5 protein-coding genes are annotated in these 26,084 nt (G+C 76.7%); 2 read left to right on the forward strand and 3 right to left on the reverse strand.

What is annotated here, in order from left to right:
- Positions 1–105: 105 nt before the first annotated feature.
- Both AC2A1K_RS32125 and AC2A1K_RS32130 read left to right on the forward strand, forming a co-directional pair.
- Entirely contained in the window at positions 106–22,329 is a 22,224-nt protein-coding gene (locus tag AC2A1K_RS32125) for a preprotein translocase subunit SecA (RefSeq protein WP_483900420.1), read from the forward strand.
- Positions 22,330–22,336: 7 nt separating this feature from the next.
- On the forward strand, positions 22,337–22,855 hold the full coding sequence (locus AC2A1K_RS32130) for a LysM peptidoglycan-binding domain-containing protein (protein WP_483900421.1): 519 nt from the start codon (positions 22,337–22,339) through the stop codon (positions 22,853–22,855).
- A gap of 140 nt (positions 22,856–22,995) precedes the next feature.
- On the opposite strand, the gene AC2A1K_RS32135 is transcribed toward AC2A1K_RS32130, so the two are convergent.
- The 3 genes from AC2A1K_RS32135 to AC2A1K_RS32145 form a co-directional block, all read right to left on the reverse strand.
- The gene (locus AC2A1K_RS32135) at positions 22,996–24,366 is read right to left on the reverse strand and encodes an MFS transporter (protein WP_483900422.1); all 1,371 of its coding nucleotides are present in this window, start codon (positions 24,364–24,366) and stop codon (positions 22,996–22,998) included.
- A gap of 104 nt (positions 24,367–24,470) precedes the next feature.
- Entirely contained in the window at positions 24,471–25,370 is a 900-nt protein-coding gene (locus AC2A1K_RS32140; protein WP_483900423.1) for a 5-oxoprolinase subunit C family protein, read from the reverse strand.
- Entirely contained in the window at positions 25,367–26,050 is a 684-nt protein-coding gene (locus tag AC2A1K_RS32145; RefSeq protein ID WP_483900424.1) for a 5-oxoprolinase subunit B family protein, read from the reverse strand. The genes AC2A1K_RS32140 and AC2A1K_RS32145 overlap by 4 nt, the downstream gene beginning before the upstream one ends.
- Between the last annotated feature and the right edge of the window lie 34 nt (positions 26,051–26,084).

The raw sequence follows: 26,084 nt of genomic DNA on the forward strand, positions 1-26,084 counted from the left end.
GAGCCCACCGAGCCCACCGAGCCCACCGAGCCCACCGAGCCCACCGACTCGGACCTGCCGACGGCGCCCGCAACGACTCCGAGCCAGGGCACGACCGCCGCTACGATGCCCGACGAGGGCTCCGAGTCCGCGCAGCCCACCTCCCCCGCGACCGCCGAGCCCGGCACCACGAACCAGCCGACCTCGCCCGAAACGACCCCGGACCAGGGCGACCCCACCACCGGCGACGAGGACGCGGACACCAGCGCGCCCGTCACCGCCATCGGCGCGACCGCGACCGCCACCGCCACCGCCACCGCAGAGCCCACCCAGCCGGCACCCAGCGAGTCCGCCACCGCATCCACCACCGACCGGCCGACCGCGCCCGAGACCGAGCCGGGCCAGGGCGAGCCGGGCGCGGAGCTCGTGAGCGAGACCGGCGCTCCCGGCGGGGACACGACACCCGCGGGCCCGGAGCGGCTGCCCGTGTCCGGGGAACGCGCGGACGAGAACCTCCGCGAGCTCGAGCGGGCGCGCGCCGAAGCGGTCGAGGACGTGGACAACCGCATCGAGTCCGGCGAGCTCCCCGAATCCGAGCGCGGGGCGCGGACCGATGAGGCGCGGAGCCTCTCGATGGAGGACGTGCACCGTCAGACCGCGTCCGACGTGTCGCGCATCCAGTCGAACATGGATCCCGAGAACCTGCCGATGCGGCCGATCGGGGACGACGACGAGTCGCAGGACGCGTTCGACACCGACGCACCGATCGAGCCGCAGCCCGAGGGGGTCCTGTCGGACGGCACGGTCCGCGACGTCGACGTTCGGGACAACGGGCCGAGCCGCACAGTCACCACGACCGACACCCACGCCGACGGGTCGCAGACCGTCTACACCGAGCGGTCCGACCGCAACGGGCATAGCCACCGGGTCACGACGACCCGCCCCGCCCAGTCCGCGGAGCCGGGAGCACCGGCACCACTCCCGCAGGACCCGACCGCCGAGGGCCGTTGTTCCGGCGAATTCTGCGGCGCGAAGGCGGTGGATCCCGACGGGGCCGCAGCCGGTGAGCGTTGCGCGGGCCCCGGATGCGGACCCGTGCGGGTGCAGACCCCCGGTGGCAGCGAGGTCGACTGCTCCGCGCAGCGGTGCACCGGTCGCCTGGCCGGCCAGGACGGCGCCGACGACGACACCGCGACCTCGACCGCCACGCCACCCGGTGGGCAGCAGCCGCCCGCCGACGGCGACACCCCCGAGACCGGGGACACGCCGCCTGCCGGGCAACAGTCCCCGGCCGACCAACAACCCCCCGCCGACCAACAACCCCCCGCCGACCAACAACCCCCCGCCGACCAACAACCCCCCGCCGGGACGCCGAGCCTGTCGCTGACTCGGGACGCCGAGACGGGCCAGGGCGCCGCCGCGATCACCGGCGGCGGCGAGATCCGGTCCGGCACCGGCGGAGGCATCACGACGGCGGCGGGCGGCGGTCGCGTCGACCTGGTCGGTCGGGGTCCCGCCGCTCCCGAGAACGCCGACCCGACCGCCGAGTGCACCGCGGCCGAGTGCACCGCCAGCGGGCCGCGCGGCGAGGCCACGGCCGGCACGGGCGAGGACGCGGGGGCCCAGGTGCGCCTCGGTCCCGAGCGGTCCAAGACCGCCGAGGCGCTGACCGCGACGCCCGCCCCGGACGGCGGGGTCGACACGAACGCCGACGTCGCCGCCACCGGCGACGGCGCCACCGCGCGCACCGCCGACGGGTTCGCCGCCACCGGGCAGGGCCCGGAGGGCGTCGCCGCCGGCCGCGACGCCACCGACGGCCCGTCCGAGGGCATCTGCACCGGCGACGGTTGCCGCCTCGACGACGGCCGGGGCAACACCGTCGAGGCCACCGGCGACAACCCGGCGCCCACCAACCTGCGCGGGCGCCACGGCGAGCAGGGCGCCCGCACCGAGTGCGCCGAGGACTGCCAGCAGGAGGTCGCCTTCGACGCGCGGCCCGGGCAGCGCCCGGACCGGTACGGAACCCTCGACGAGCCCGGCCGGATGCGCGTGGACGGGCGCGGCGCCGACGGTGTCGGCTCCTGGGACTGCACGAACTGCCACGTGATGCTCGCCGACGGCGAGGGCGCCGGCGCGATCTCGGGCCGCTCACACGGCACGACCCGCGGCGACGACGGCCGGCGCGCCCGCCTCCACGCGGACGGGGCCGCGGCGACGGTCGGCGACAGCACCGGCCGCACGTACGTCAACCTCACCGACCCCCAGGGCAGCCTCGACCTCACCGGCACCGACGACGACGGGTGGGGCGGCGGGGTCCGTTGCGTCGGCGACTGCACGGGCACCGACCGCACCGGCGGAACGATCCACGCCCCGTCCGGGCAACGGCACGACCCCATGGACCCCGGCGCGCCCCCGTCGGACGAGCAGGGCACCCTCGAGCACCGCTTCGCGACCGGTCCCGACGACGGCGGCGAGTGGACCGTCGGGAACATCTACGGGAACCGGCCGGCGACGGCGACCGTGCCCGGCGGCGGGACCCAGAGCTACCAGGCCGAGCGGGGCGCGGGCGGCTTCACCCAGTTCCTCCCCGACTCGCAGGACCGCGGCGGGGCGGTGTGCCGCTTCGGTGCGGGCGGCACCTGCTCGGGCCGCAGCGAGGACGGCAAACACCACGTCACGCTCGACGGCCCGGTCCTGCTCGACGACCGCGAGGCCGCGATCGACCCGGACGCGCCGGAGGACCCGCGGGTGCCCGGGCGCGGTCAACGAGGCGTGGCGCTGTCCTACGACGGCGGCTGGAGCACGTCCGAGGAGGCCGCGGGCTCGTCCCAGTCGTTCTCCGCCTCGGACCCCGAGACCGAGCAGCTGCCCTGGACGCCGATCACCGACGCCGCCGTCGCGGCCTACGACGACCGGTACACCAACGGTGCCGGCCGCGCCGTGCCCGACGGGCAGACCGCCGGTCAGTACCGCACCGGGCCCGCGCCCGGCGACGACGCGCCGGTCACCCAGGCCCTGCGGGACTCGCTCACGCTGACCGCCCTGCGCAACCAGGGCACCCGCCGCGAGGACTCCCGCGCGCTGGGGCCCGAGCTCCCGCGCCTGGACGAGGTCGTGCGCGACGCCCGCAGCGACGGCACCGTGTCGCCCGAGGAGCAGCGGGCCATCGTCCGGGAGGCCGACACCCTCGAGGAGGACCACCCCGGCGCCCTCGACCGGTGGGCCGAGTCGCAGGGCCTGCTCGACGGCATCGAGGTCCGCGCCATCACCGACGCTCCGGGCTACGCCCAGTACCTCGTCTCGCGCAGCCCCGAGGTCGTCGGCGACGCCCTCGAGTGGGACGCCGACGACCCGCGGCGTGACCGTGACTCCTCGCCCGAGGAGATCCGCGCGGCGGCGGTCAGCATCATCGAGCGCCAGCGGGGCGTCATCGCCACCGAGGACGACCTGCAGGCCCTCGGCGAGCGCGAGGACAGCAGGGCCGTCGACCGTCGCATCACGGACTGGGGACAGCGTCTCGACGCCACCGGGGACGATGGGCTGACCGAGGCCGAGGCCGCCGAGCTCGAGAAGGAGCGCACCGCGATCCTCGCCGACCTCGCCCCGATCGAGCGGGAGCGTCAGCGGCTGCTCACCCGGCTGCGGGAGCAGCAGGGCGGCCTGCGCGACCTCGATCTGGACATCCTCGCCGAGGACGGCAGCGACGAGATCGACGTCGTCCCGGACCCCGAGTACCGGGACGGCTTGGCGGGCCCCGACGCCACCCTCGATCTCGTCAACGGTATTCAGGCCGGTCTCGACCCGACCGAGGCGGATCTCGACTACCAGCAGGGACTCGGCACCATCGAGCAGCTCGCGAGCCTCTCCTACGGCACCGCGATGGACGGCCCCCGCAGCGACCTCAACCAGCTCGGCACGGCTCGCCTGCCATCGACGCTGCAGCCCGACATTCCGGCGGCGATGCGGGTGGGCACGCAGGTCGACGAGCTGCGCCGACCCACCGGCGCGCGCACCGACGCCTACTACCAGCGCCTGCTCGACCCCGGGACGTGGCAGCAGGGCATGCCCGAGGCGCACGAGGTGGTCTCGCACGACCCGAACCACCTGATGGAGCTCGTCACCGCCGCGAGCCAGCGGCAGGGCCACGACCCGTCCGCACCCGGTCCGTACAACCCCACCGGAGTCCGGGAGGCGGCCGACCGGATGCTGCTCTCGACCGCCGACGGCGTGCAGATCGTGCGGTACGCCCAGAACGTCGACGAGGACCCGACGGGCCGCCGCGGGCCGGCCGGGACGTGGTTCGACCAGTCGTGGACCAAGCCCGGCGACTGGGACGAGTGGACCGCGGACCTCGACGAGGAGCAGCTCGATCGGCTCGAGGAGGTCCAGGACGCCGCGAACATGGGATTCCTCGACGCGGTCTCGAAGAAGGTCGCCGATTCGATGAACCATTGGGACGGCATCGACCCTGACGAGGCGCGCACGGATCCCGGCGTCAACGAGGCCTTCGGTGAGGCCGTCGTGATGCTTCCGCGGATGGCGGACTCCCTCTGGACCGAGATCAGCCCCGCGCCCTACCTGGCCGCCGAGTCGATCGCCCACGGACTGGGCGACGAGGACGGCCTCGGGCTGATGGACGGGCGCGAGCCCGGCGAGAGCGCGACCCCGTTCACCGACGGACTGATCCACCAGCTCACGGCGAGCGGCAACCGCTTCGTCGGCCTCGTGAGCGGCGACGTCGACGCGGCGTCCGTCGGCTACACCGGTGTGCAGCGCGACGCGACGGGTCAGCCGGTCATCGACCTGGTCTCCGGGAAGCCGGTCCAGGCGAACCCGTGGATGACCGCGATGGAGGACGTCGGCACGGCGAGCCTGGTGGCGGCGCCCATGTCGCTCGGGGTCGGCCGGTTGGCTCACGGCACACGGACCCAGGCCGCGGCCTACGCCGCCGAGGCCGGGCACCTGCGCGCGGGCGTGCGGTCGGCCCCGGACGCGGACTTCGCCTACCGGGGTCACACGTACTCACCGGCCGACGCGCTCCGCGAGGCCGACGCGCTGGACGCGTGGGCTGACGGCCTCGCCCGGCACGCCGACCAGCTGGAGGGCGTGCGCCGGTGGGGGCTCGACGCGCCGCTGCAGGCCGCCGCGGTGCCGTTCACCGTGTACACCGCGCCGGTGTTCGGCACGATGCGCTCCGCGGCCCGGGGTGCGGCGTCGACCCTCGGCTCGGCGGCCGAGGGCCTGCGGACCCGGGCGGCCGGAGAGGTGCTGCCCGACGGCACCGTGGTCACACCACGCGGCGCCGGCGCGCTCGACCTCCTCGGGCGTTCGACGGGACGCGCGGCGGACACGCTCGGCCGGTACAGCGAGCGCGGGTTCCTCCGCATGGACGACGCGCGGGCGCAGGTGGCCGAGGACCGGGCTGTCCTCGGCGCCGGCGAACGCGACAGCGTCGCGCAGATCCACGACCGGGTCGAAGGCTGGCTCGACGAGAACCCGCAGCCCGTCCGGCGTGACGGTGAGTCCGGCGCGGACTTCTCGCAGCGCCGCGCCGAGCACCAGCAGGAGTACGCCGAGGTGCGCGCCGCCGGCCTGCGGCTGGCCGAGCGCCGCCTCGCCGAGGACGCCAGGGCACCGCAGCCGCGTCCGGTCGTCCCGGACGCACCCGCACCGGGATCGGCCGACCCCTCCGGACTGCCCGTGGGGCCCGCGCAGGGCTCGCTCGCCGGCGGCGGCGGAGGCGGCTCCGGCGGCGGGCCGACCCCCGTCCCCGGTGACGGCCCCACCGGTGGCCCGGCCGGCCGCGCCGACGGCCCCGACACCCCGGGCGTGCGGGACGGCGAGACGTCCCGTGCCGCCGACATCGATCCGCTGACGACCGACCTGCCCCCGCCCGACGCCCCCGTGCTCGACGCCGACGGCCTGGCCGCCCGCGGGGCCCGCAGCGTCCGTGAGCTGGCCGAACAGCTCCATGCCCGCGAACAGACCGTGCGCGACCTCGTCGCCGAGTCCTCCCGCGTGGAGATGGTCGTCGACGAGGCCGGCCGCGCCCACGTGGTGCGCCGCGACCTCGACACCGCGCCGGACACCGACCCGGCCGCCGTGGTCGAGGCCGACCCCGGGATCCTCGGGCGGGTCCAGGAGGTCCAGCGTCTCGCCCGCGAGGAGTTCCGGGACCGCGACCCCGCCGCGGTCGTGGAGGACCTGCGCGCCGACCCCTCCCCCGACCGCGTGCTCGCCGCCGTGGTCGAGCTGCAGAACCGGGCCGCGCGCCGGTACAACGACATCAGGGACATCAGGGAGGCGGGCACGAAGGAGCGGCAGCCCGTCACCGACGCCATGGTCGAGGCCGACATCGCGATGCTCGAGGGCTTCGGCATCCAGAAGGAGACCGGCGGCCGCAAGACCGAGATCGGCCAGGCCTACCTCGCCGCCCGCCTGCTCCGCGTCCACCTCACGGACACGGCCCTGCCCGGGGGCACCGAGCTCGTCGTCCACACCCGCGGGACGGCGCTCCGCGAGCTCGAGAAGTACCGCGAGTTCGTCCGCGACCTGAACGAGCACTTCGACGCCGGGTTCACCGTCGGCCACCTCGAGTTCGGCGAGAGCACGAGCCTCGCCGCCCGCCGCCGGGCCCACGCCGCCGACATCACCATCGGCACGCACGTCGACCTCGGGTTCGACGCCGTCACCAATCGCCGCTCCCCGGCAGACCAGCGCAGCCGCGACGGCGCACCGGCGTACCGCCTGGTCGACGAGGCCGACCTGGTCATGCACCACGACGGCCGAACGCCCCTGCGCATCCAGGGTGACCCGCTCGGCCGTCCCCGCGACGCCGACCTCATCGCGGCCGACAACTACGCCCGCCAGCTCGACCCCGTCGCGCACCTGGAGAACGGCCGGGTCAACGCCGCGGGCCTCGAGTTCCTGCGCACCGTCAAGGACGGTGTCGACCTCACGCTCCCGCGCCACCGGGCCCTACGTGACCGCGTCGACCGGGCGGCGTGGGCTCACCACGTGCTCCCCGACGGCGCCTGGACCCTCCATGACGGGCAGGTCGTCCTCATCGACGAGCTGGCCGGTGAGGCGCTGCCGGGTCGCCGGTACGACGGCGGGCACCACGCGGCACTCGAGATGCGCGCGTTCGACGGCAACGTCCACCGGGTCAACGCCGAGCACCGCATGCTCGGCGAGACGACGGCCGAGGCGTACCTGGGTGACGGCGCGGTCACCACCGCGATGTCCGGCACCCTGGTGCCGTCCCGCCAGGCCCTCCTCGACCGCTACGGGATGCGGGTCTACCAGGCCGGCCGCAACGTCCCCTCGCGGCTCGTGCGGCTGGGCGAGGGCCGCGCCCCCTACGGCGACCAGGCCGCGAAGCACGCCGGCGCCGCGGCGGAAGCCATCGCGATGCACCAGCGCGGGCGGCCGGTCCTCGTCGTCGCCTCCCACACCGCCTTCGACGCCTACATCCAGCGCTTCACCCGGGAGAGGATCCCGTTCGAGGTCGTCGACCCGTTCATGGACCCGAAGCTCGAGCTGGAGATCGTGCGGCGGGCCGGCGAGCGCGGGGCGATCACCCTGTCGACGAACCGCCTCAACCGCGGCACCGACATCGAGCTCACCCCCGCGGCCTACGAGGCCGACGGCCTGCACGTCGTCGTCACCGACACCCTCCCGGCCTACATGCTCGACCAGCTCGCGAGCCGCGCCGGGCGCAACGGCGACCCGGGCTCGTGGTCGCAGCACGTCGCCCTCGACGACGCACCGTTCCGCACCCGGGACGGCTACGTCTACACGCACCGGGCCCCCGAGGCACCGGCCGCGGACAGCCCGCTCGCCCGGGCGCAGGCCGAGCTGAACGACCGCGTCGACCTCGACGCCGCGTTCGCGCGCGGCGTCGGCGGGCGTCCGGCCCCGGTCGCCGGGCGATCGACGTTCCGCGACGGGCAGGTCACCGCCCTCGGCGCCAACACCGCCGGCATCGACCTCCACCACCTGGCGCTCGCCCGGGCGGGGCAGGAGGTCCCGGGGATCGGTCAGGCCGGGAACGTCGCGCTGCAGCGCCTGCTCGCGGAGGCCGGGGAACGGCCGCTCCTCGGCCCGGACGCCGCGCCCGTCGCCGGGAGCATCGCCCAGGTGATCCCGCAGCGCACACTGCGCTACGACACGGCACGCGGCGTGCGCCGCATGGCCGAGGCGGCCACCGGCACGGCCCGCGCGGCCGAGGTCGCGGACGCGCTGGGGATGAGCCGGGGCGACCTGGCGGACACGCAGGCCGTCGCCGAGGCGCTGCTGGCCGACCGGACCGAGGGCGCTCCCACCGCCACCACCGCCGGCGAGCCGCTCGCGCTGGACCTCCTGGGAACCGACGCGCTGCGGGCCCTCGTCGACCACCTCCGCGGCGCGGCCGTCGTCGACCCCGCCGCCCTCGAGGCCGCGCTCGACGGCCTGCGCGCCGCTCAGGAGGGCCGTGACGGCGCCGGCCGCTCCGTCCGTGGCGAGGACGCCGTGCGTCAGGAGGCGCTCGCCCGCTTCCCCGCGTCGGCCGACGGCGCCGACGTCGCCGCCGACGTCCCGACCGTCGCCGACGCCCTGCGAGCTGCGGCCGGGAACCTGCACCCCGCCGAGCAGACGCTCTGGGCACGCACCGATCAGATCGAGGACCTGCTCACCGAGCTCGACCTCACACCCGCCCGGCGTGACCGCCTCTACCGACAGCTGCTCGACGAGGACCTGACCACCGTCACCGCCCTGGTCGCGCACGGCGGCGACGGCCTCGGCCCGGCCGCGGCGGAGGCCGTCGCCGCGGGCCGGGCCCGACTCGAGGAGACCCCCGCCCCGGTGCTCGCCTGGCGCCGGGCCGAGCGGCAGCGTCTCGCCGAGGCCGACCCGTGGACCGACCGCCAGGTCGCCGCCGTCCTCGGGGACCTCCTCGCCGACCCGCGCGTCGGGAACCCGGACGACTGGGCCCGTGCCTACTCGGTGGAGGTCCTGCGGCAGATCGCGGGTCTGCCGTCCGTGGCGGGGCTGCTGGATCACCTCGCCGCGCACGGCGTGCTGCCCGTCGACGTCGCCGCGCTGTGGGCCCGCGCCGGCGAGGGCTCGCTGAGCGCGCAGGATCTCGAGGCGCTCACCCCGGTGGCCGCGGGAGCGGTGCTGCGCGACGCCCGGTCGCTCGGCCAGCGCACCGGCCAGCTGGCCGCTCTGGCGATCATCGACCGGCACCTGACGGCGCGGCACGGCCCCCGGATGCCCGGCGACGACGACGCCGCGACGATCGTCAACGCCCTGCGCGAGGCGGGCGCCCCGGCCGAGGTCGTCGCGTCCCTCGCCGACGCGCTCGGGTCGACACGACCGTCCCTCGACGGGAACGCGCTGACCGGGCTGATCCGCAACGCCGCGCGGCGTCCCGCCCACCTCGACGGCGTGGTCACGACGTTCGCGATCCAGAACGATCTCGGCTGGAGCCCGGAGTCGCGGGCGGGGCTCGCCCGTGCTCTCGGCGCCCTGCTCGCCGACGGTGCGCCCGTCGTCGCGCAGGCCGGGGGGGACGGTGCCGGGGCCGGCGCCGGGACCACCCCTCCGCGCATGGGCGTGGCTCCCGACGGGCCGGGCGGTGGCGCCGGGACCGGGGCGCCGGGCGCCGGGACCGGGGCGCCGGGCGCCGGGACCGGGGCGCCGGCCGGCAGCGCGTCCGCAGCGGCGGGCATCGGCCCGATCGGGACGCCGGGCTCGCCGGCGCGCGCCGATCGGCGCGGCCCGGCCGCGGACGGCACCGATCGCCCGGGCGAGCCCGCTCCCGGTGACGACCGCGCACCGACCGGGGCGAACGGCGGACTCGGCGCGCTCGGCCCGCCCCCGAGCGGCGGCTCCTCCCCCGTGCCCGGGCGCGGCCCGGAGCAGCCCGCCGCGGCCGGCGACACCACGGGCCTGGCCGGGACGCCGCAGACCACCCCGCTCGGCAAGAGGATCGTCCGCGCGCTGGCCCGCGGTCCCCCGTTCCTCCTCGGGCTCTTCGTCACCGGCATCCTCACCGCCGGGCCCGTCACCGCGGTCCTCGGCGACACCGCGGGTGCCCCCGCGCCGACCCCGACCCCGGTCGTCCGCCAGGACGGGACCGTGGCCCTGTCGACGGCGCCGACCAGGACCCTGATCGCTCCGTTCGCGGAGGCGACCACCCCGCCGGTCACCACGAGCGGGCAGCGACCCGGCCACGTCGTGCTCTCGCGACGCGATCTCGACCGGCCCGGGCTCGACCGCCTCGCGCGGTCCTTGGGCCTGCGGGCCGAGGAGCTCGCCGCGGCCAACCCCGGCGTCGACCTCGAGCGGCTCCGGGCCGGTGACCGTGTCGTGCTCCCGGAGCACTGGGACGGTCTCTGGCGCGTCCAGCGCGGCGACAACCTGACCAGGATCGGCGAGCGCTTCGAGCGCACGTACGTCCAGATCGCGGCCACGGACCCCGCCCGGTTCCGGGGCGCGGACCTCGACCTCATCTACACCGGCGAGACCTTCCGGGTCGCGCCGCCGCCGTCCGCCCCCGCGCCCGGCCCGCAGGACGACCGGAACCCGAACGACCAGGGGCCGAACGACCAGGGGCCGAACGACCAGGGCACCGACCACGGCGGGACCCCCGGCCCCGTCCAGGACGGCTCCGGGGACCCGGACCCCGCGCCGGACGGCGACGGCACGTCCGTCTCCCCCGCCCCCGGCCTGTGGGGGTGGCCCGGCCTGACGCTGCCCGCTGCGGTGGCCGGCGCCCTCTACGGCGCCTACCTCGTGATCAGCCGGCTGATCAGTAGCGCGCCGAGCCGCCGACCGGCCGCCGAACGGGCGGTCGCCGCGGCTGTCTCCGCCCGCGACGACGCGGTGGCCGCCCATGCCGGGCGCGAGGCCCTCGTCCCCTGGCTGGTCGCCCACCTCGCCGACGCCGAGCCCACGTGGACCCCCCGCACGGTCACCGAGGAGATCGCCCGGGCCACCGGCCTGACCTCCGCGCGGGTCACCGAGCTGACCCGCGCGCCCGGCCCGCCGGCCGCGCCCGGCTTCCCGCTCGAGCCCGCCATCCGGTCCGACGACGGCCCCGCGGCCCTCGCCCGGGTCGCCCGGCACGTGGAGGGGCTCGCCGGCGACGTCGACCGTGCCGGGGAGCGGCTGGAGGACGCCGTCGCCGCCGGTCGCGACGGCGTCGACGACGCGACCCTGGCCCGGCTGCTCGGGATCCCCGCCGCGGACGTCGCCGCCGTCCATGCCGGCCGGGCGAGCACCCGGGAGCGTGAGAACGACGCGCTCGAGCGTCTGTTCCGGGCCTGGGCCACCGTGCCGGACGACGCCTTCGCGGCCGACGGTGTCGCCGCCGTCGAGGCCCGGCTGGACGAGGTCACCGCGCTGGAGGCGGCCGGCGCCCCGGCCGCGGAGACCGCGGCCGCGCGGGAGCGGGTCGTCGCGGCCGCCCGCGCGGCGCGGGACGCGTTCCACGGTCGGCCCGGCGGCTTCCAGAGCCGTCACGGCCAGGCCGAGGCGAACGACCCGCTCGGGGCGCGGCCCGGCACGCCGATGACGCGGGTCCAGCAGGAGCTCCTCGCCGAGGACCTCCGCACCCCGGCCCGGTTGCCGGTCGGCGCGCCGGCCGCCGCCCGGCGCCTGCTGCACCTGCTCGTCCGCGCCACCGGGGAGCTCCTCGACCCGGCCGGCGGCACGGCCGGCGCCGACGCGCTGACCCGGGCGGTGCCCGGCCTCGCGGTCCCGATCGGGGTCCGCTGGGCGACGCTGCCCTCGGCCTCCGGCGAGCGGTCCTGGCACCGCTGGGACGGGCCGGTGCTCGAGGTGCACGTCGGCCTCGGTCAGGGCGCCGGTGCCGCGGTGCACGAGGTCACCGAGGCGCTGCTGACCCGCGCCGGGTACCCGCACGCCGCGGCCCACCGCATCGCGACGTTCGCCGAGCGGGCGGTGCGCGACCAGGTCGTCGACGCCGAGGGGTGGCTCACGGGTCGGGCGCGCGAGGAGATCGCCGCACTCCGGGCCGCCGGGCAGCACGACCAGCTGCGCGCGATGGTCGTGCACCACGACCGGACGCTGCGGCCGGCGATCGCGGACCGCTCCTCCACCGGTCGCTGGCACGGCGTCGCCGAGGCGGACGCCTGGCGGGGGGTCGACACCGCCTACGCCGCGGCCGTGGTCACCGAGATCCGCCGCGTCGAGGGCCTGCAGCGCCGCACCGAGCTGCTACGCCGCTGGCTGCGCGACCTGCGCCGTCTCTCGCCGCTCGCCCGCCTGCTGCTGCAGCGCTCCGCGCGGGCAGCGGCCGAGGTCCCCGGTGTCGACCTGGTCCGGGCCCGCGACCGTCTGCGGACCGCCGAGGCCACCGGCGCCGCCGCGCGGCGCGAGTGGGACGAGCGGACGGCGTGGTTGCCGTGGCTGGCCGCCCGCATGGCCGGGGACGGCACGCCGCGGTCCGCGGCGATCGCCCGCGCGGCGGCCCTCCTCGCCGTCGACCCGATCGCGGCGGCGGCGCTCGCCCCCACCGGCGCCCGCCGGTCCCCGGCTTTCGTGTCGCCGGCCGCGCCCGCCGACCGGGCCGTCGCCACCGTCGCCCGGGAGATCGCCCGCGAGGTCGACCGGCGCCGCCAGGCCGTGGCCGACGCCGAGAACGCCGCCGCGCGGTGGACCGCCGAGCGGGCGCGTGCCCGCGAGGCCTTCTGGACCGAGATCGAGGACGCGGTCCGCACCGCGGCCCGGCGGGGCCTGCGCAACCGCCAGATCGCGCACTGGGCCGAGCCGTCGGTCCGGTCGCTCGTCGCCGAGGCGGCGGGCTGGGTCCCGGCCGACGCGGGTGCACGGAGCGCAGCGACCGAGCGGGTCGCCCGGATCCTCGACCGCCCCGAGTCCGGGCCGACCCACCGCCTGACCGTGGTCGACGCGCTGCTCGGGCTGCTGCGGGTGCACCGGGCGGGCCGCCTGCTGACGGGACGGAACCCGAGCGAGGTCGCCGGGACGTCGTTCGCGGCGGCGTTCGCCGCGGTCGACCCGACTCTCGGCCCCGCCGCGTTCACCGAGCGCCTCGTCGCCGCGGGCGTCGACCCCCGGGTGGCCGCGGCGATCGGCGAGAGGCGGCCGGCCTACGGTGCGACGTGGGACATGCACCTGCACCACGGCGACTACTCCGACCCGCGCTACACGAAACTCACCGACCTGCTGGGGTGGCTGCGCGACGCCGGGCACACCGGCCGCGTGGTGCTCTCGCCGATCCCGCAGCGCGGTCGCGGGCTCGCCACCGGGGGCGGCAGCTTCTACTACGCCAACTCCGGGGAGCTGCGCCAAGGCATCACGTTCGGCCACCCGATCCTGAGCATGCGTGGCAAGTTCCCGGACGTCCGGCTCTTCGACGCGATCCGCGCGCTGCCGCCGGACCTGCGCTGGCGTGCTCTGCCCGGCATCTCCGGCGCCCGCATCGACATCCCCGGCGCGCGGGGCTACCTGATGACGATGCTGACGCTCAACCCCGACCTGGCCTATGTGGTCGCCGAGACCACCCTGGCCAAAGAGGCGGTGACGCGGCTGCTGGGCCACCAGGCCGCGCACGTCCAGAACCCCCAGTACGTCCGGTACGTCCGGCGTCTGAACACCGCGTTGCGCTGGATCACCGACGCCCGTGCCGAGCACCGGATCGCGTCCGATGTCCTCACCCCCGGGCTCGCCGACCTCGTCGCCGGCACCATCGACGCCACCGAGTTCGTCGAGCGGCTCACCGCCGAGGCCGAAGCGATCCGGCAGGTCCTGGTCCGGTTGGGCGAGGCGGCGGCCGCCGACACGCTGCGCGGGCGCCGCGGCGACGGCACCCTCCTCGGCACCGCGGTGGTGCCGGCGCGCTACAGCCCGCACGTGCGCGAGCTGCTCGAGGCCTCCCGCCGCACCGGGCAGGTCGTCATCCTGCACAACGACGCCGGCGAGGCGATCGTCGACCGCGACGCGCGCTACGTCCTCGCCGGTCCCGACGAGCGTCACCTGCGCCCCCTCGTGGCGCTGCTGCGCGAGTACCCGGGGGCGCAGGTCTCGCTGTCCCACCTCGGGGTCGGCAAGTGGACCGAGCTGACCGTCGAGCACATCGCCGTCCTGCGCCAGGTGCTCGAGCAGGAGGTCGCCCGCCTCGGCAGCCGCCGCGAGGCCTACCCGCGACTGATGTTCGACATCTCCTGGAACGACCTCGCCCAGCACATCCAGAAGGACCCCGCGGTCCGCCGCGACGTCGTCGCGCTGTTCCGGGACTTCCCGCAGCACTTCACATTCGGCACCGACTCGGTGAAGTCCCCGACGCTGGACAACTACCTGCGCCACTACTACGACATGTTCCCGATCCTGCGCGACGTGGCCACCGACGCCTACGGCGAGCAGGTCGTCGCCCGCGTCCTGCACCGCAACGCCGAGGGCATGGTCGAACACGCCGCCCGCCGCGGCCGGCAGTGGGCGTTCGACGAGCTCACCGCCGGGAGCGGCTTCTACGCCCAGCTGCGCCGCTCGGGACGCCTGGGCGCCGCACGCCAGGCCGTCATCGAGAACTGGATCGCCCAGCAACGCGCCGCCGGCGCCACCGCCACCCCGGGCCGGCGCCCGCGGGGGCCGACCCCCGACTGGCGGCCCTCGGCACCCGACGCCACCGACGCACAGGTCCGCGCCGACCTCGACACCTACCTGGGCCGCCACGAGCAGATCACCAGCGCGATCGCGTGGCACAACAGCGTCGGGGAGGACGTGGTCCGCGGCCGCGACTCCTGGCGGCTGATCCGGAACAACCACGTGATCCACCGGACCGACCGCCAGCACGAGCACGCCGACGCCGCCGCCCGCCGGGTGGAGGAACGCCGCCTCGCCGCGCTCCCGGAGGGTCCGCAGACCACGCGGTGGTGGCAACGGCTGCCGGGGATCCGGCCCGCGCGCGGTCCGCCGTCCCCCGCGTCCCTGCGTGACGCGCAGGGTGACCCGTACACCCTCGACGCGCTGATCTCGGCGCGCGAGGCCCGGGAGATGTTCCAGGACGGACCGATCGCCGGTGCCGTCCCGGAGCAGCAGCGCGCGGCGCTGGAGCAGGTCCAGTCGGCGCAGCGCCGCATCCTGGCCTCCGAGGGGGACATCACGGCGACGCGCGACTGGCTCCGGAAGCGCGCCCGGTGGTTCGGTGTGGCGCTCGGTGCCGCCGTCGGCGGCGGGACGGGCGCGCTGACCTGGGCGCTCGTGGCGGGCCCGTGGTCGTCGGCCGACGGGCTGGTCGGGCTGGCCGTGGGGTCGGGCGGCGCGACCGTCGGGGCGATCCTCAGCGCGGCCGGGTTCGTCGTGCGCGGCCTGGTCCTGGGCCTCCGCAACGTGCGGGCCCAGCAGATCCGCGTGGTGCACGAGGCGCCGATCGAGCGCGGCCGGCTCTCCCGCGTCCTCGTCGAGCGGATCGCCTCGGAGCTGGTGCGCAACCTGCCGTCCGAGGTGGCGCACCACGACCCGGCGCAGCGTGCCCGCATCCTCGCCGAGCGCACGGCCCAGGTCCGTGCGATCACCGACGAGTTCCTGGTGACCGTCGACGCCCTGGTGCACACGCCACTCGCCCGGGAGGTCCGCGACGCGCGCGGCACCGTCGTCCGGGCGGCTGAGCGCGCCACCGATCGCGAGGCCCTCGCCGTCGCCGAGTACTCCACGTGGCACGACAAGGTGACCCGCGCGGCCGGCGCCACCGCCTCGTCGTCGGTCGGGCTGCGCCCGCACAGCGGCGTGGTCGGCAAGCTGATGCAGACCGGGATCGTCGCGACCTTCGCGGTCAACCTCACCTACCACGTGCTCGCCGCCGTGGACGCCGTCGCGCACCTCGGCGACACCGGCGTGCTCGCCGCACTGCTCGGTGTCGGGGTCAACGGTGTCTTCGCCGTCACCGACGCGATCCTGGGCTGGGCGTCCGTCCGGACCGCCGCAGCGGGCTACGCCGGCTGGGACGACTCCAACAACCCGCGCCTGCGCTACGGGCAGAACATGGCCAACGTCGCCCTGGCCGGGGGCGGTGCTCTGCTGACCGCCCAGTTCCTGGCCCAGGGCGACCTCGGTCAGGCCATGGCGGCATTCGGGTTCACCGCGGCCGCGACGCTCCTCGCCCGGCACGCGATCGCCATCGAGGGCCACCGGGGCCGCGCCGCCGCACCGCGCCGGGGCGTGACGGCCGCGCTGATCACCCAGCTCGGGCTCGTCGGCCTCGGCCTGGCGGCCCTGCCGTTCCCGCCGTTCGCGGCCCTCGGGGTCGGTGTCGCCGTCGTGGTCCCGACGACGTGGGCGCTGCGCCGTGTCTGGAAGCGCTTCGTCACCTGGCGCCAGGACCGCGGCGGCGGGCACGACGGGCCGCTGGCGCTGCCCGGCGACGACCCCTACCCGAGTGAGCTCGTCGGGCGGGCGCTGCTCGCGCTCCACGGGCGGACGGTGCCCGCGCGCCGTTGGCTGCTGCCGATCACGGCTCGCGGCCCGCCGGTCCGCGAGGTGCCGGCCGCCGCGCTGCGCGCCGCGCTGGCCCGTCTCGGCGGTCTCGACGAGGCCGGCGCCCAACGGATCGTCGACCGGACGCTGGCGTTCGCCGCGAACGGGGTCGTGTCCGTCGTCGACACGTTCGCCGACGCCCTCACCGCACGCCTCGGTGACGACGAGGTCGCCGCCTGGTGGCAGGACGTCCTGCGCCACGAACAGGACTTCCATGTCGCCCCACGGCGCCGGGCGGTCGACCACGCCGACGACACCGCCGCGCTGGTCGCGCGCTACGAGGCCGTCGTGGCGAACGCCCCGGTGGGCGGCGCCGAGGACCGGGCCCGGACGCCCCTGCGCGACGGGATCGCCACGGCGCTCGCCCGGGACACCGCAGTCTCCCCCGGGTCCGCGCCGCGTCGCCGGCCGGCGTCCCTGCTCACCCGGTGGGACGGCCGCGGCCTGCGGCACATCGAGCTGTTCCACGTCCGGCCCGCGGACGTGTGGCCGCACGTCCACGGGCCCGTCGTCGACGCGACCGCGTGGGCCGGCGAGCTCGCCCGCCCCGTGCCGATCCCGGGGGCGCCGGCGGTCCTGGTCGATCTGCTCGTCCGGGCGAGCGGGGAGCTGCTGGTCGGGCAGCTCGACGGCGTAGCGCTCGCGATGCTGCGGCGGCACCCCGGCGTGACGCCGCAGCGGGTGCCGCCGACCGTGGTCCACCGACTCGACGCCCCGGTCGTCGACCGGGAGACCGGGCTGGTCGTCGCCGACGCCGCGCACCGGTTCGACCGCGGGGTGCTGCACGTCTGGGCGAGCGACGCGGTCGGTGCGATGCACGAGCTCGTCGAGGCGGTCCTGGGCCCCTGGCTCGGCGTCGAGGGTCACCTCGCCCACGTGCTGGCCACGGTGCTCGAGGCGGCGGTGCCCGGGCAGCGGGCGACGGACACCGCCGTGCTGTCCGTGCGGGGGCACCGGGAGATCGCCGACGCCGTCGCCGTGGGCCGTGTCGACCTGCTGGTCGCCCTCGTCGACGACTATCCGGCCGCCCACGGGCGCCTCGTCGACCTGGTTCCCGTCGGCCCGTGGCGCGACGTCGTCCTCACCTACCTCCGCGAGCTGCGCGACGCGGCCCGGCAGGCCGCCCACGCCCACGAGACGTCCGACCGGCCGTCGATCCGGATGCAGATGGTGTCAGCGCCGATCGCGTGGGGTCCCGTCGTCCCCGTGGCCGCGGGCCTGGGCACGTGGTGGGCGACGGGCTCCTGGCCGTGGGGTGTGGCCGTCGGCGGCGCGATCCTGGTGCAGCGGGTGTGGACACACCTGCGCGGTGGCGACGACGGGCCCCTGGCGCTGCCGGGCCGGGGGCTCTACCCGGTGCGGGCGGTGGCGGCGGCGCTGCGGACGCTCCCCGGTGCGCGTGTCGCGCGCGGCGAGCTGGCCGCCGCTCTGGTCGCGGGCGGGATGCGCCCGTCGCGGGCCGCCGGGGTGGCGGCGCGCACGATCGCGTTCAGCGTCGACGGCCGGACCGTGGTGATCCGCGAGATCGCCGAGAGGGTCGGCGCCCGCTCCGGCGAGCCCGCGGTCGCCGACTGGTGGCGCGACGTCCTGGCCCACGAGGCGGGGTTCCACGGCTCCGGTCACCGGATCGGGCACGCGGCCGACAGCCGGCGACTGGCCGGGCGGTACCGGGCGCTGTTCGAGGACCGGACGAGCGGCCCCGCCCGCCTGTCGCGATGGCTGGCCGGGCTCGGGACGGCGGCCGTGCTGGTCCTCGGCTCGCCGACCGCCGGGGTCGCCGCCGTGCCGGTTCTCGACGGGCCGCCCGCCGCCCCCGTGACGACCTCGGACGTCGTGCCGGACGGGCTCGCCCTGCGCCCGGGCGACGAGCTCGGCGCGCTGGCGCGGGCCCTCGAGGTCCCGGTGACCGCGTTCGCCGCCGCCGACCCGGCGCGCTTCCCGACCGCGGGTGCCCTCGACCGCGTCCGGGCGGGTGAGCTCCTCACGCTGCCGGCCGGCTGGCGGGGCACCTGGCGGGTCCGTGACGGCGACACCCTCGGTGCGGTCGCCGCGCGCCTGCACACCACGCCGGACGCGATCGCCGCGCTGAACAGGGGTCGGTTCGGCGATCTCGACCTGATCCGCGTCGGCGAGGTCCTCCAGGTCGCACCGCGCGCCCCGCCGGCGACCCCCACCCCGGCGCCCACCACCCCGGCGCCCACCACCCCGGCGCCCACGCCCGCACCTGCCGCTCCCCCGGCGTCGCCCGTCGCCCCGCCGCCCGCGCCCGCGTCCCTGCTGGCGCCGCTCGGCGGGCTCGGGGTGGTCCTGGCGTTCCTCGTGGTGCGGGCGCTGGTACGTCTGGACTACGCGCGCAGCCGCGGCGCGACCGGCCGCGCCGCAGTGCTGACCGCCGGTGCCGTCGTGCTCGTGACCGCGGGCGAGCTCGCGCTGCGCGCGGTGCTGGGTCCCGGCGCGTCGGCGACGCTCGTCGGCGCGGTCCTGCTCGGCCTCCCACCGGCGTTCGCGTCGCTGGTCTGGGGCCGGATCGTCGCGGCCAAGCCCTGGCGCTTCCTCGGGTCGTGGATCACCGGCACCGCCGCCGTGGCGCTGTTCCGGTCGGTCAGCACGGTGACGACGTGGCCGCAGGCCGTCGAAGCGTTCGCCACCGGGCTGGCCGCGGTCGTCCTCGGCTCCGTGTCGTTCGAGTTCGTGCTGTCGTGGATCGCGCAACGCCGCAAGAACATGGTCACCGACTCGGCCACCGGCGAGGAGACCACGAAGGCCCCCTCCACGCTCACGGGGACGCGGGCACGCCCGTATCCCGGGGAGACCCCGGCGCGGCCGTGGTCGCGGGCGCGCGCGGACCTCGGTGGGCTGCCCCCGCCGCTGTTCGGCGCCGCGCCGGGGCTCCGCGGTCGGCTGGTGTGGGTCCACAAGATCGTCCGACGCCCCGGCTTCTACGGGATCACCGGCTGGCTCGGCGTGTTCACCCTGACCACGGCGCTGCCCGCCGTGGGCCCGCTCCCCCTGGTCGGGTACCTGCCCGGCGCCGTCGTGCCCGGCGCCGTGCTGCTGGCGATGCTCGCGCCCCGCCTGCACCGGATGACGGTGCGCCTCACCGCGGGCCCCGCGCTGCGTCGGGTCGCCCGCGAGGTGCGTCCCGGTGCCCGCGCCGCGCTCGCCGACCTCGCCACGGCCACCGGCCTGTCGCAGCGGCGGGTGCGTCAGGTGCTCCGACACGGCGGCGACGGACGATTCGTGCTCGAGAGCGCGACGGTGCGCCGTCTCCCGGACCCGGTGATCACCCTGGATCCGGCCCCGCATCACTGGTGGGAACGGCTGCAGGCCCTGCTGCCCACCGCACGCAACTGGCGACGCTGGTACGTGGCCACCTTCGGGCTCCTCGACCGCACGCGCGCGGAGCTCCGGAGCGATGTCCGTGTCACCGGCCGCCGCACCCTCCACCTCCGGGTGCTCGAGGCCGCCCTGCCCCGGCTCCGTCTCGACGCCTCCCGTCACCTGCCGGTCCTGCGCGCGGTCGACGACGCCCTCGGTGTCCGCGGCCCGGTGACGCTCGACGAACTCGCCGCGCGCACGGCGACGTCGCGGACGGAGCTCGTCGCGGCGCTGCGCTCGCGCTGGTCCGGGCTGGTCCTCGACGGCGAGCGGGTGCGCCGTCCCTCGGTGGCCGCGGACGGCGTGCTGCCTGCCCAGGTGCCGCCCGGCGCCGGTCCCGCGGTCCTGAGCCCGCGCGAGCGGGGTCGCCCGGTCCGCCATGGCCGTCGCGGGCGGTTCGCCGGGCAGGTCGACGCCCTGACCGCGCGGGTGCGGCGCGGCGAACCCGCCCGCGACGGGCTGCCCACCCGCGAGCGGCGGCTCCTGCTCGCCCAGCTCGGCGCGATCGCCGCCCTGCTGCGGGACGTCCCGCCCGACGAGGTGTGGACGACCCACCTCGAGGCCGTGGGCGTGCCACGGCGGCTGGTGCGCCCGCTCGTCGTGCGCGAGATCGCCTACGGCGAGCAGCCCCTCGACCCGCGCACCGGCCTGCCGATCACCGCGGCCGCCGCCCGCCGCGACGACCGTCTGGCCGTGACCGTCTCGCACGGCAACGTGACCGGGCTGGTCGCCGTGCTGACCCACGCGCTGCGCGCCGTACCCGAGGGCGCCGGGACCGCCGGCGCGGCGCCAGGGGCCCGCACCGAACCCGGGGGGTGGGCGGTGGAGTCGGCGCTCACCGGAGCGCTGGTCCCGCCCCGCGTCCACCAGGGGCTCGCGTACCTGGCCGAGCTCCACCCCGAGGCGCTGCTCGACGTCCTCGACCAGGTGCGCCGTCTGCGCCCCCGCCTACCCGCCCACGCCGACGCCCTGGAGGCGGCGGTCGTCGAGATCGCGGAACGGAAGGTCGCCGAGAGCACCCGCGTGCTCCCCCGGATCCGGCTCCCGGACACCGTGCCCGGCCGCAGGGAGCCCGCCGCCCGGGCCTACGCGTTCGGCGTCGACACCCGCCCGCCGGGTGGTCGCCGCCGCGAGGTCCGTGCGGTGCTGCAGCGGATCGGCCTGCGCGTCCACGGCGTCGTGCCGTTCATGCCCGTCGCGCGTCACGGGCAGATCAGCCCCACCCTCGTCGTCCGCGCCATCGACGTCCGCGGCCGCGAGCAGCTCCTCGCCGGGCGCCCCGACACCGAGGCGGCAGCGACCGTCCTCGACACCAAGGACGCCCGCTCGCTGGGATTCGGACCGACCGACCAGGTCGTCGACGCCGACGATCCCACGCTGTCCCGGCTCCTCCGCCCGCTCGTGCTGGTCGTCGTCGGGGCGACGCGGTCGATCGTGCTGCGGAAGGTCCTCGTGCAGGACGACCTCGGCCACACCCGCTGGGGCCGCGACCTGCTCAGCAGGTGGGCCGGTGCGGGGGAGGTCGTCGTCCGGGTCGCCGACGACCTGCGCGGCGGCCACCTCGCGGTCCGGCCCCGCACGCCTCACACGCCCGGCCGGCACGCGGTCTTCCAGCTCGCCGACGGCGCCGGCACCGCGCTCGACCCGGACGTCGGCGCCCGTCTCACGGCCGAGGTCCCCGACGGTCCCGGTCCCGTCCAGGTCTCGACGGTGATCAACACTCTCAGCTCCGAGACCACGCTGTCCGGCGAGACCGCCACCGCCCTCGGTCTCGACCCGGTCCTCGTGCACGACGGCGACCGCGGGATCCGGCGCGCCGCCGCGCCGGTCACCGCCCGGCTCGACGGCGTCGACCTCGACGTCGTCCTCCCCCGGGTGCGGGTGGAGTCGGGCCTGCCCTATGCCGCGGTGTTCGGACGGGACCTGATCGCGCAGGTCGAGGAGATCACGATCGCGCGCGGGCGGATCGGTGTCGTGTGGCCGCGGGCCCGACCGTCGGCGGACGGGGCGCTGGCGCGGCGGCTGGACCCGGCGCAGGAGCGGCTGCTCGCGGTGGCGCTGCCGTCGGCGGCGACCTCGTCCGGTCGCGTCGTGGAGATCGCGGCGTCCGACCTCCGGGCCAGGGGTGTCTGCGACGCGACGCTGCGCGCGGTGGCCGCCTACACCGTCGGCGACACCGTCTTCGTGATCGACGAGCAGCGGCGCCGCTTCGCCGACCTCGGTCTCGACGGGTGGTTCGAGGAGGTCCTCGACTACGAGGCGCGCTTCCGTGGCAGTGCGCGCACCGGTGGCGAGGCCGAGCGGGTCGCGGTCGCCCGCGAGCTCCTGGCCCGCTGGGAGGCGGCGGAGGCCGGCCTCGACGGGCCTCGGCCGGTGGGGGCACGGGCGCGCGGGCCTCCGCGGGCCCGTGGTTCCCGACCCTCGCCGATCGACCAGCCCGCGACCAGCTCGCGTCCACCGTCCAGGAGATGAACTGATCATGACCACCATCGTCCGCACCCCCGCCCAGCGTCGCGTGATGGTGCGCGCCGTCGGGCTCGCCGTCGCCGTCGTGACCGCGGCGGCGCTGCTGCTCGGCCTGCTCGGAGCCGCCCTCGGCGGCGTCACCACCGACACCGCTCCTGCGGCCGCACCCGCACCGGCCCTCGTCGCGCCCGCGGTACCCGGCCCGTCGCTGGCTCCGGCGCCACCGTCGGCCACCCACCACACCGTCGCCCCCGGCGACACCCTCGCCGAGCTCGCGCAGCAGTTCGGCGTGCCGGTCGAACTGCTCGCCGCCGACAACGACATCACCGACCCCCACGACCTCGACACCGGACGGACCCTGTCCATCGCCACCCCGCCCACCAACGTCGTCGTCATCGCCGACGGCGCCACCCTCAGCGGTTACGCCGCCCAGCACGCCACCACCGTCGCCGACCTGCTCGTCCTCAACCCCCAGATCACCGACCCCGACGGCATCACCGCCGGCGACGGCCTGCGCGTCAGCCGGGGCTGACCCCGCCCCGGCCGCCGCTCGGAGCCGAGCTCGACGACCACGGGCTGCTCGCCGGCCCCGACCACGACCCGACCCCGCACAGCAACGCGGCCCCGCCCCCGGCGAACCGGGGACGGGGCCGCGTGGGGTACCCGGCTCGCCTACGAGGCCGTGACGCTCGAGCGCGTCTCGTCGACGACGTCGGGCTGCTCGTCCTGGAGGTCGACCTTCGCGGTCTCCGGGGCGACGGCCAGGGCGATGACGGTGATGACGATCATCGCCGCCACGTACAGCGAGATCGCGAAGCCCGAGCCGAACGCATCGAGCAGGGCGACCGCGATGATCGGCGCGACGGCGCCGCCGAGGACACCGGCGATCTGGTAGCCGATGGAGGCGCCGCTGTAGCGCAGCTCGGTGGAGAAGAGCTCCGCGATGAAGGCCGCCTGCGGGCCGAACATCGCCGCGTGCGTGGCCAACGCGACGATCGTGGTCAGGATGATGATCACGGTCGAGCGCGTGTCGAGCAGCGGGAAGAACGCGAAGGCCCAGATCCCCGCCGCGACGGCGCCGGCCATGTAGACCGGGCGACGACCGTAGCGGTCGGAGAGCGCGCCGAAGAACGGAATGAGGAACAGCTGGCACGCCGACGCGATGAGCACCGCGTTGAGACCGAGGCTGCGCGGCAGGTCGAGCTCGGCGGTGATGTAGGTGAGGATGAACAGGACGAAGGTGTAGAAGGCGACGTCGGTGCCGATGCGGGCGCCCATGGCGACCAGCAGGCCGCGCGGGTGGCGCTTGAACACCTCGATGAGCGGCATCGACGACTTGCGCCCGCTGTCGGCGGCCTCGGCGAACACCGGGCTCTCCGAGACGGTCATGCGGATCCAGAGACCGACGAGGATCAGCGCGGCCGAGGCCCAGAACGCGGTCCGCCATCCCCAGGACAGGAACGCCTCCTCGGACAGCACCACGTTGAGCACGCCGAGGATCGCGGCGGCGAGCAGGTTGCCCACCGGAACACCGATCTGCGGCCAGCTGGCGTTGAGGCCGCGCTTGCGCTTGTCGCCGTGCTCGAGGGTCATGAGCACCGCGCCGGCCCACTCGCCGCCGAGCCCGAGACCCTGCAGGAAGCGCAGCGCCACCAGCAGGATCGGCGCCGCGGCCCCGATCGATTCGTAGGTCGGCAGACAGCCGATGAGGAACGTCGCCACGCCCATGAGCAGCAGCGTCACGACCAGGACGTTCTTGCGGCCCACCTTGTCGCCGTAGTGCCCGGCGACGAACCCGCCCAGCGGACGCGACACGAACCCCACCGCGTACGTGGCGAACGCCAGCAGCGTCCCGGTCAGCGGGTCGAAGCTGGGGAAGAACAGCACATTGAACACCAGCGCGGCGGCAGTGCCGTACAGGAAGAAGTCGTACCACTCGAGCGACGTGCCGACGACGCTGGCGACGATGACGCGCCCAGTGCCCCGGGGTTGTGCGCTGCGGCCGCCGTGACTGTCACCGGCGGCCGGCTGGACCTCGGTCATGAAGACCTCCTACGGATCGGCGCCCGGGTCGTCGGCGACGCGGACCGGTTCGGGTGATGTGGTTCACCGTAGGGATTGTTCAACAATCCCTCAAGGGGGCGTTCCTAGAACTTTCGCGCGGGCTCGGGCCGGAGACGGAGCCGCTGCCCTGGACGCAGCTGCGCGGCGACGTCGACGTCGCGGTCGCGCAGCACGGCGACCACCGGATAACCACCGGTCACGGGATGGTCGGCGAGGAAGACCAGGGGCTGCCCGGACGCCGGCACCTGGATCGCACCGCGCCCGACGCCCTCGCTCGGCAGCTCGGCGTCGAGGCGGGAAGGCGTCCGAGTCAGCACCGGACCGCGCAGGCGCATGCCCACGCGGTTGCTGTCCGGCGTGACCTCCCATGGGCGGCCGAACAACATCTGCAGCGCGTCGTCGCAGAACCAGTCCGCGCGCGGCCCGGGCACCGCGCGCACCGTCACCTCCCCGTTCTCCGGCGCCGACACGGGCACGCTGTCGGAGGCCGGCACGGAGCCCGCCACGTCCTCGCCGACGGGGAGGACGTCGCCGGGCCGCAGCGGGGGCGGGCCGAGGCCAGCCAGCAGGTCGGTCGAGCGGCTGCCGAGCACGGGCGGGGCGTCCACGCCCCCGCGCACCGCGACGTAGGACCGGAGGCCGCGGTCGGGAGCCCCGAGGCGCAGCTCGTCGCCGAGGGCGAGGACCGCGGGACGGGCCAGCCCGGCCGGGCGCAGCCTCCCGCTCGGACGCCGCACCAGCACCGGGCCGGTCGCGCCGGTCACGGCGACCACCAGACGCCCCCCGGCACGAAGCACCAGCCCGCCCGCCGTGACCTCCAGCCCCGCCGCACCCGGGGCGTTCCCGACGAGCCGGTTCGCGAGCACCAGCGCGCGCCGGTCGGCCGCGCCCGAGACCCCGACGCCGAGGTCGCTGCGGCCCGGCCGCCCCAGGTCCTGGACGGTCGCGAGCACGCCCGTCGCGACGACGGCGAGCCCCGTCATGCCGCGTGCTCCACGAACTGCACCCGGACGCCGGGCGTGAGCACTGCGGGCGGATCCCGGTCCGGGCACCACATCTCGTGGTCGGTGCGCCCGATGAGCTGCCAGCCGCCCGGCGAGGCCCGCGGGTAGATGCCGCTGAACTCCCCGGCGAGACCGACGGCGCCCGCCGGGACGCTCGTGCGCGGCACCCGAAGACGCGGGACGGTCAGGCGGCCGTCGGTGCCCGCGAGGTAGCCGAACCCCGGCGCGAAGCCGGCGAACGCCACCGTCCACACCTGGCCCGTGTGCGCGGCGACGACCTCCGCGGGCGTGAGCCCGGTGAGCGTCGCGACGGACGCGAGGTCAGCCCCGTCGTACACGACAGGGATGTCGACGACCGGGATGTCGACGACCGGGATGTCGACGACCGCGCCGCCCCCGTCGGCGGCGCCCGCCACCGGGGTCTCGACCCGGACCGCGCGGATCGTCGCCGCCAGCGCGGCGAGGTCGGTCCCCGGGGCGACGCGCACGAGGACCGAGCGCGCCGCCGGGACGAGGTCGACGAGGCCGGGCGGGGGCGCGGCCCGCAGCGCGGCGTGGAGGGCCAGGGCGCGAGCGACGTCGGCGACCTCCACGAGCAGGCCCGTGTCGCCGTGGGCGCGGACGCCGAGCACCGCGCCCGCAGGGAGCACCCCGGTCACGGAGACCACGATCCTCGGATCTTCCGACAATCCC

The sequence above is a fragment of the Actinomycetospora sp. 2LY8.5 genome (genome assembly GCF_057180585.1).

What these genes read in the sequence shown, in the direction of transcription:
- AC2A1K_RS32125 (WP_483900420.1), top strand. Translation starts at nt 106, where the DNA reads ATGCCCGACGAGGGCTCCGAGTCCGCGCAGCCCACCTCCCCCGCGACC.
- AC2A1K_RS32130 (WP_483900421.1), top strand. Translation starts at nt 22,337, where the DNA reads ATGACCACCATCGTCCGCACCCCCGCCCAGCGTCGCGTGATGGTGCGC.
- AC2A1K_RS32135 (WP_483900422.1), bottom strand. Translation starts at nt 24,366, where the DNA reads ATGACCGAGGTCCAGCCGGCCGCCGGTGACAGTCACGGCGGCCGCAGC.
- AC2A1K_RS32140 (WP_483900423.1), bottom strand. Translation starts at nt 25,370, where the DNA reads ATGACGGGGCTCGCCGTCGTCGCGACGGGCGTGCTCGCGACCGTCCAG.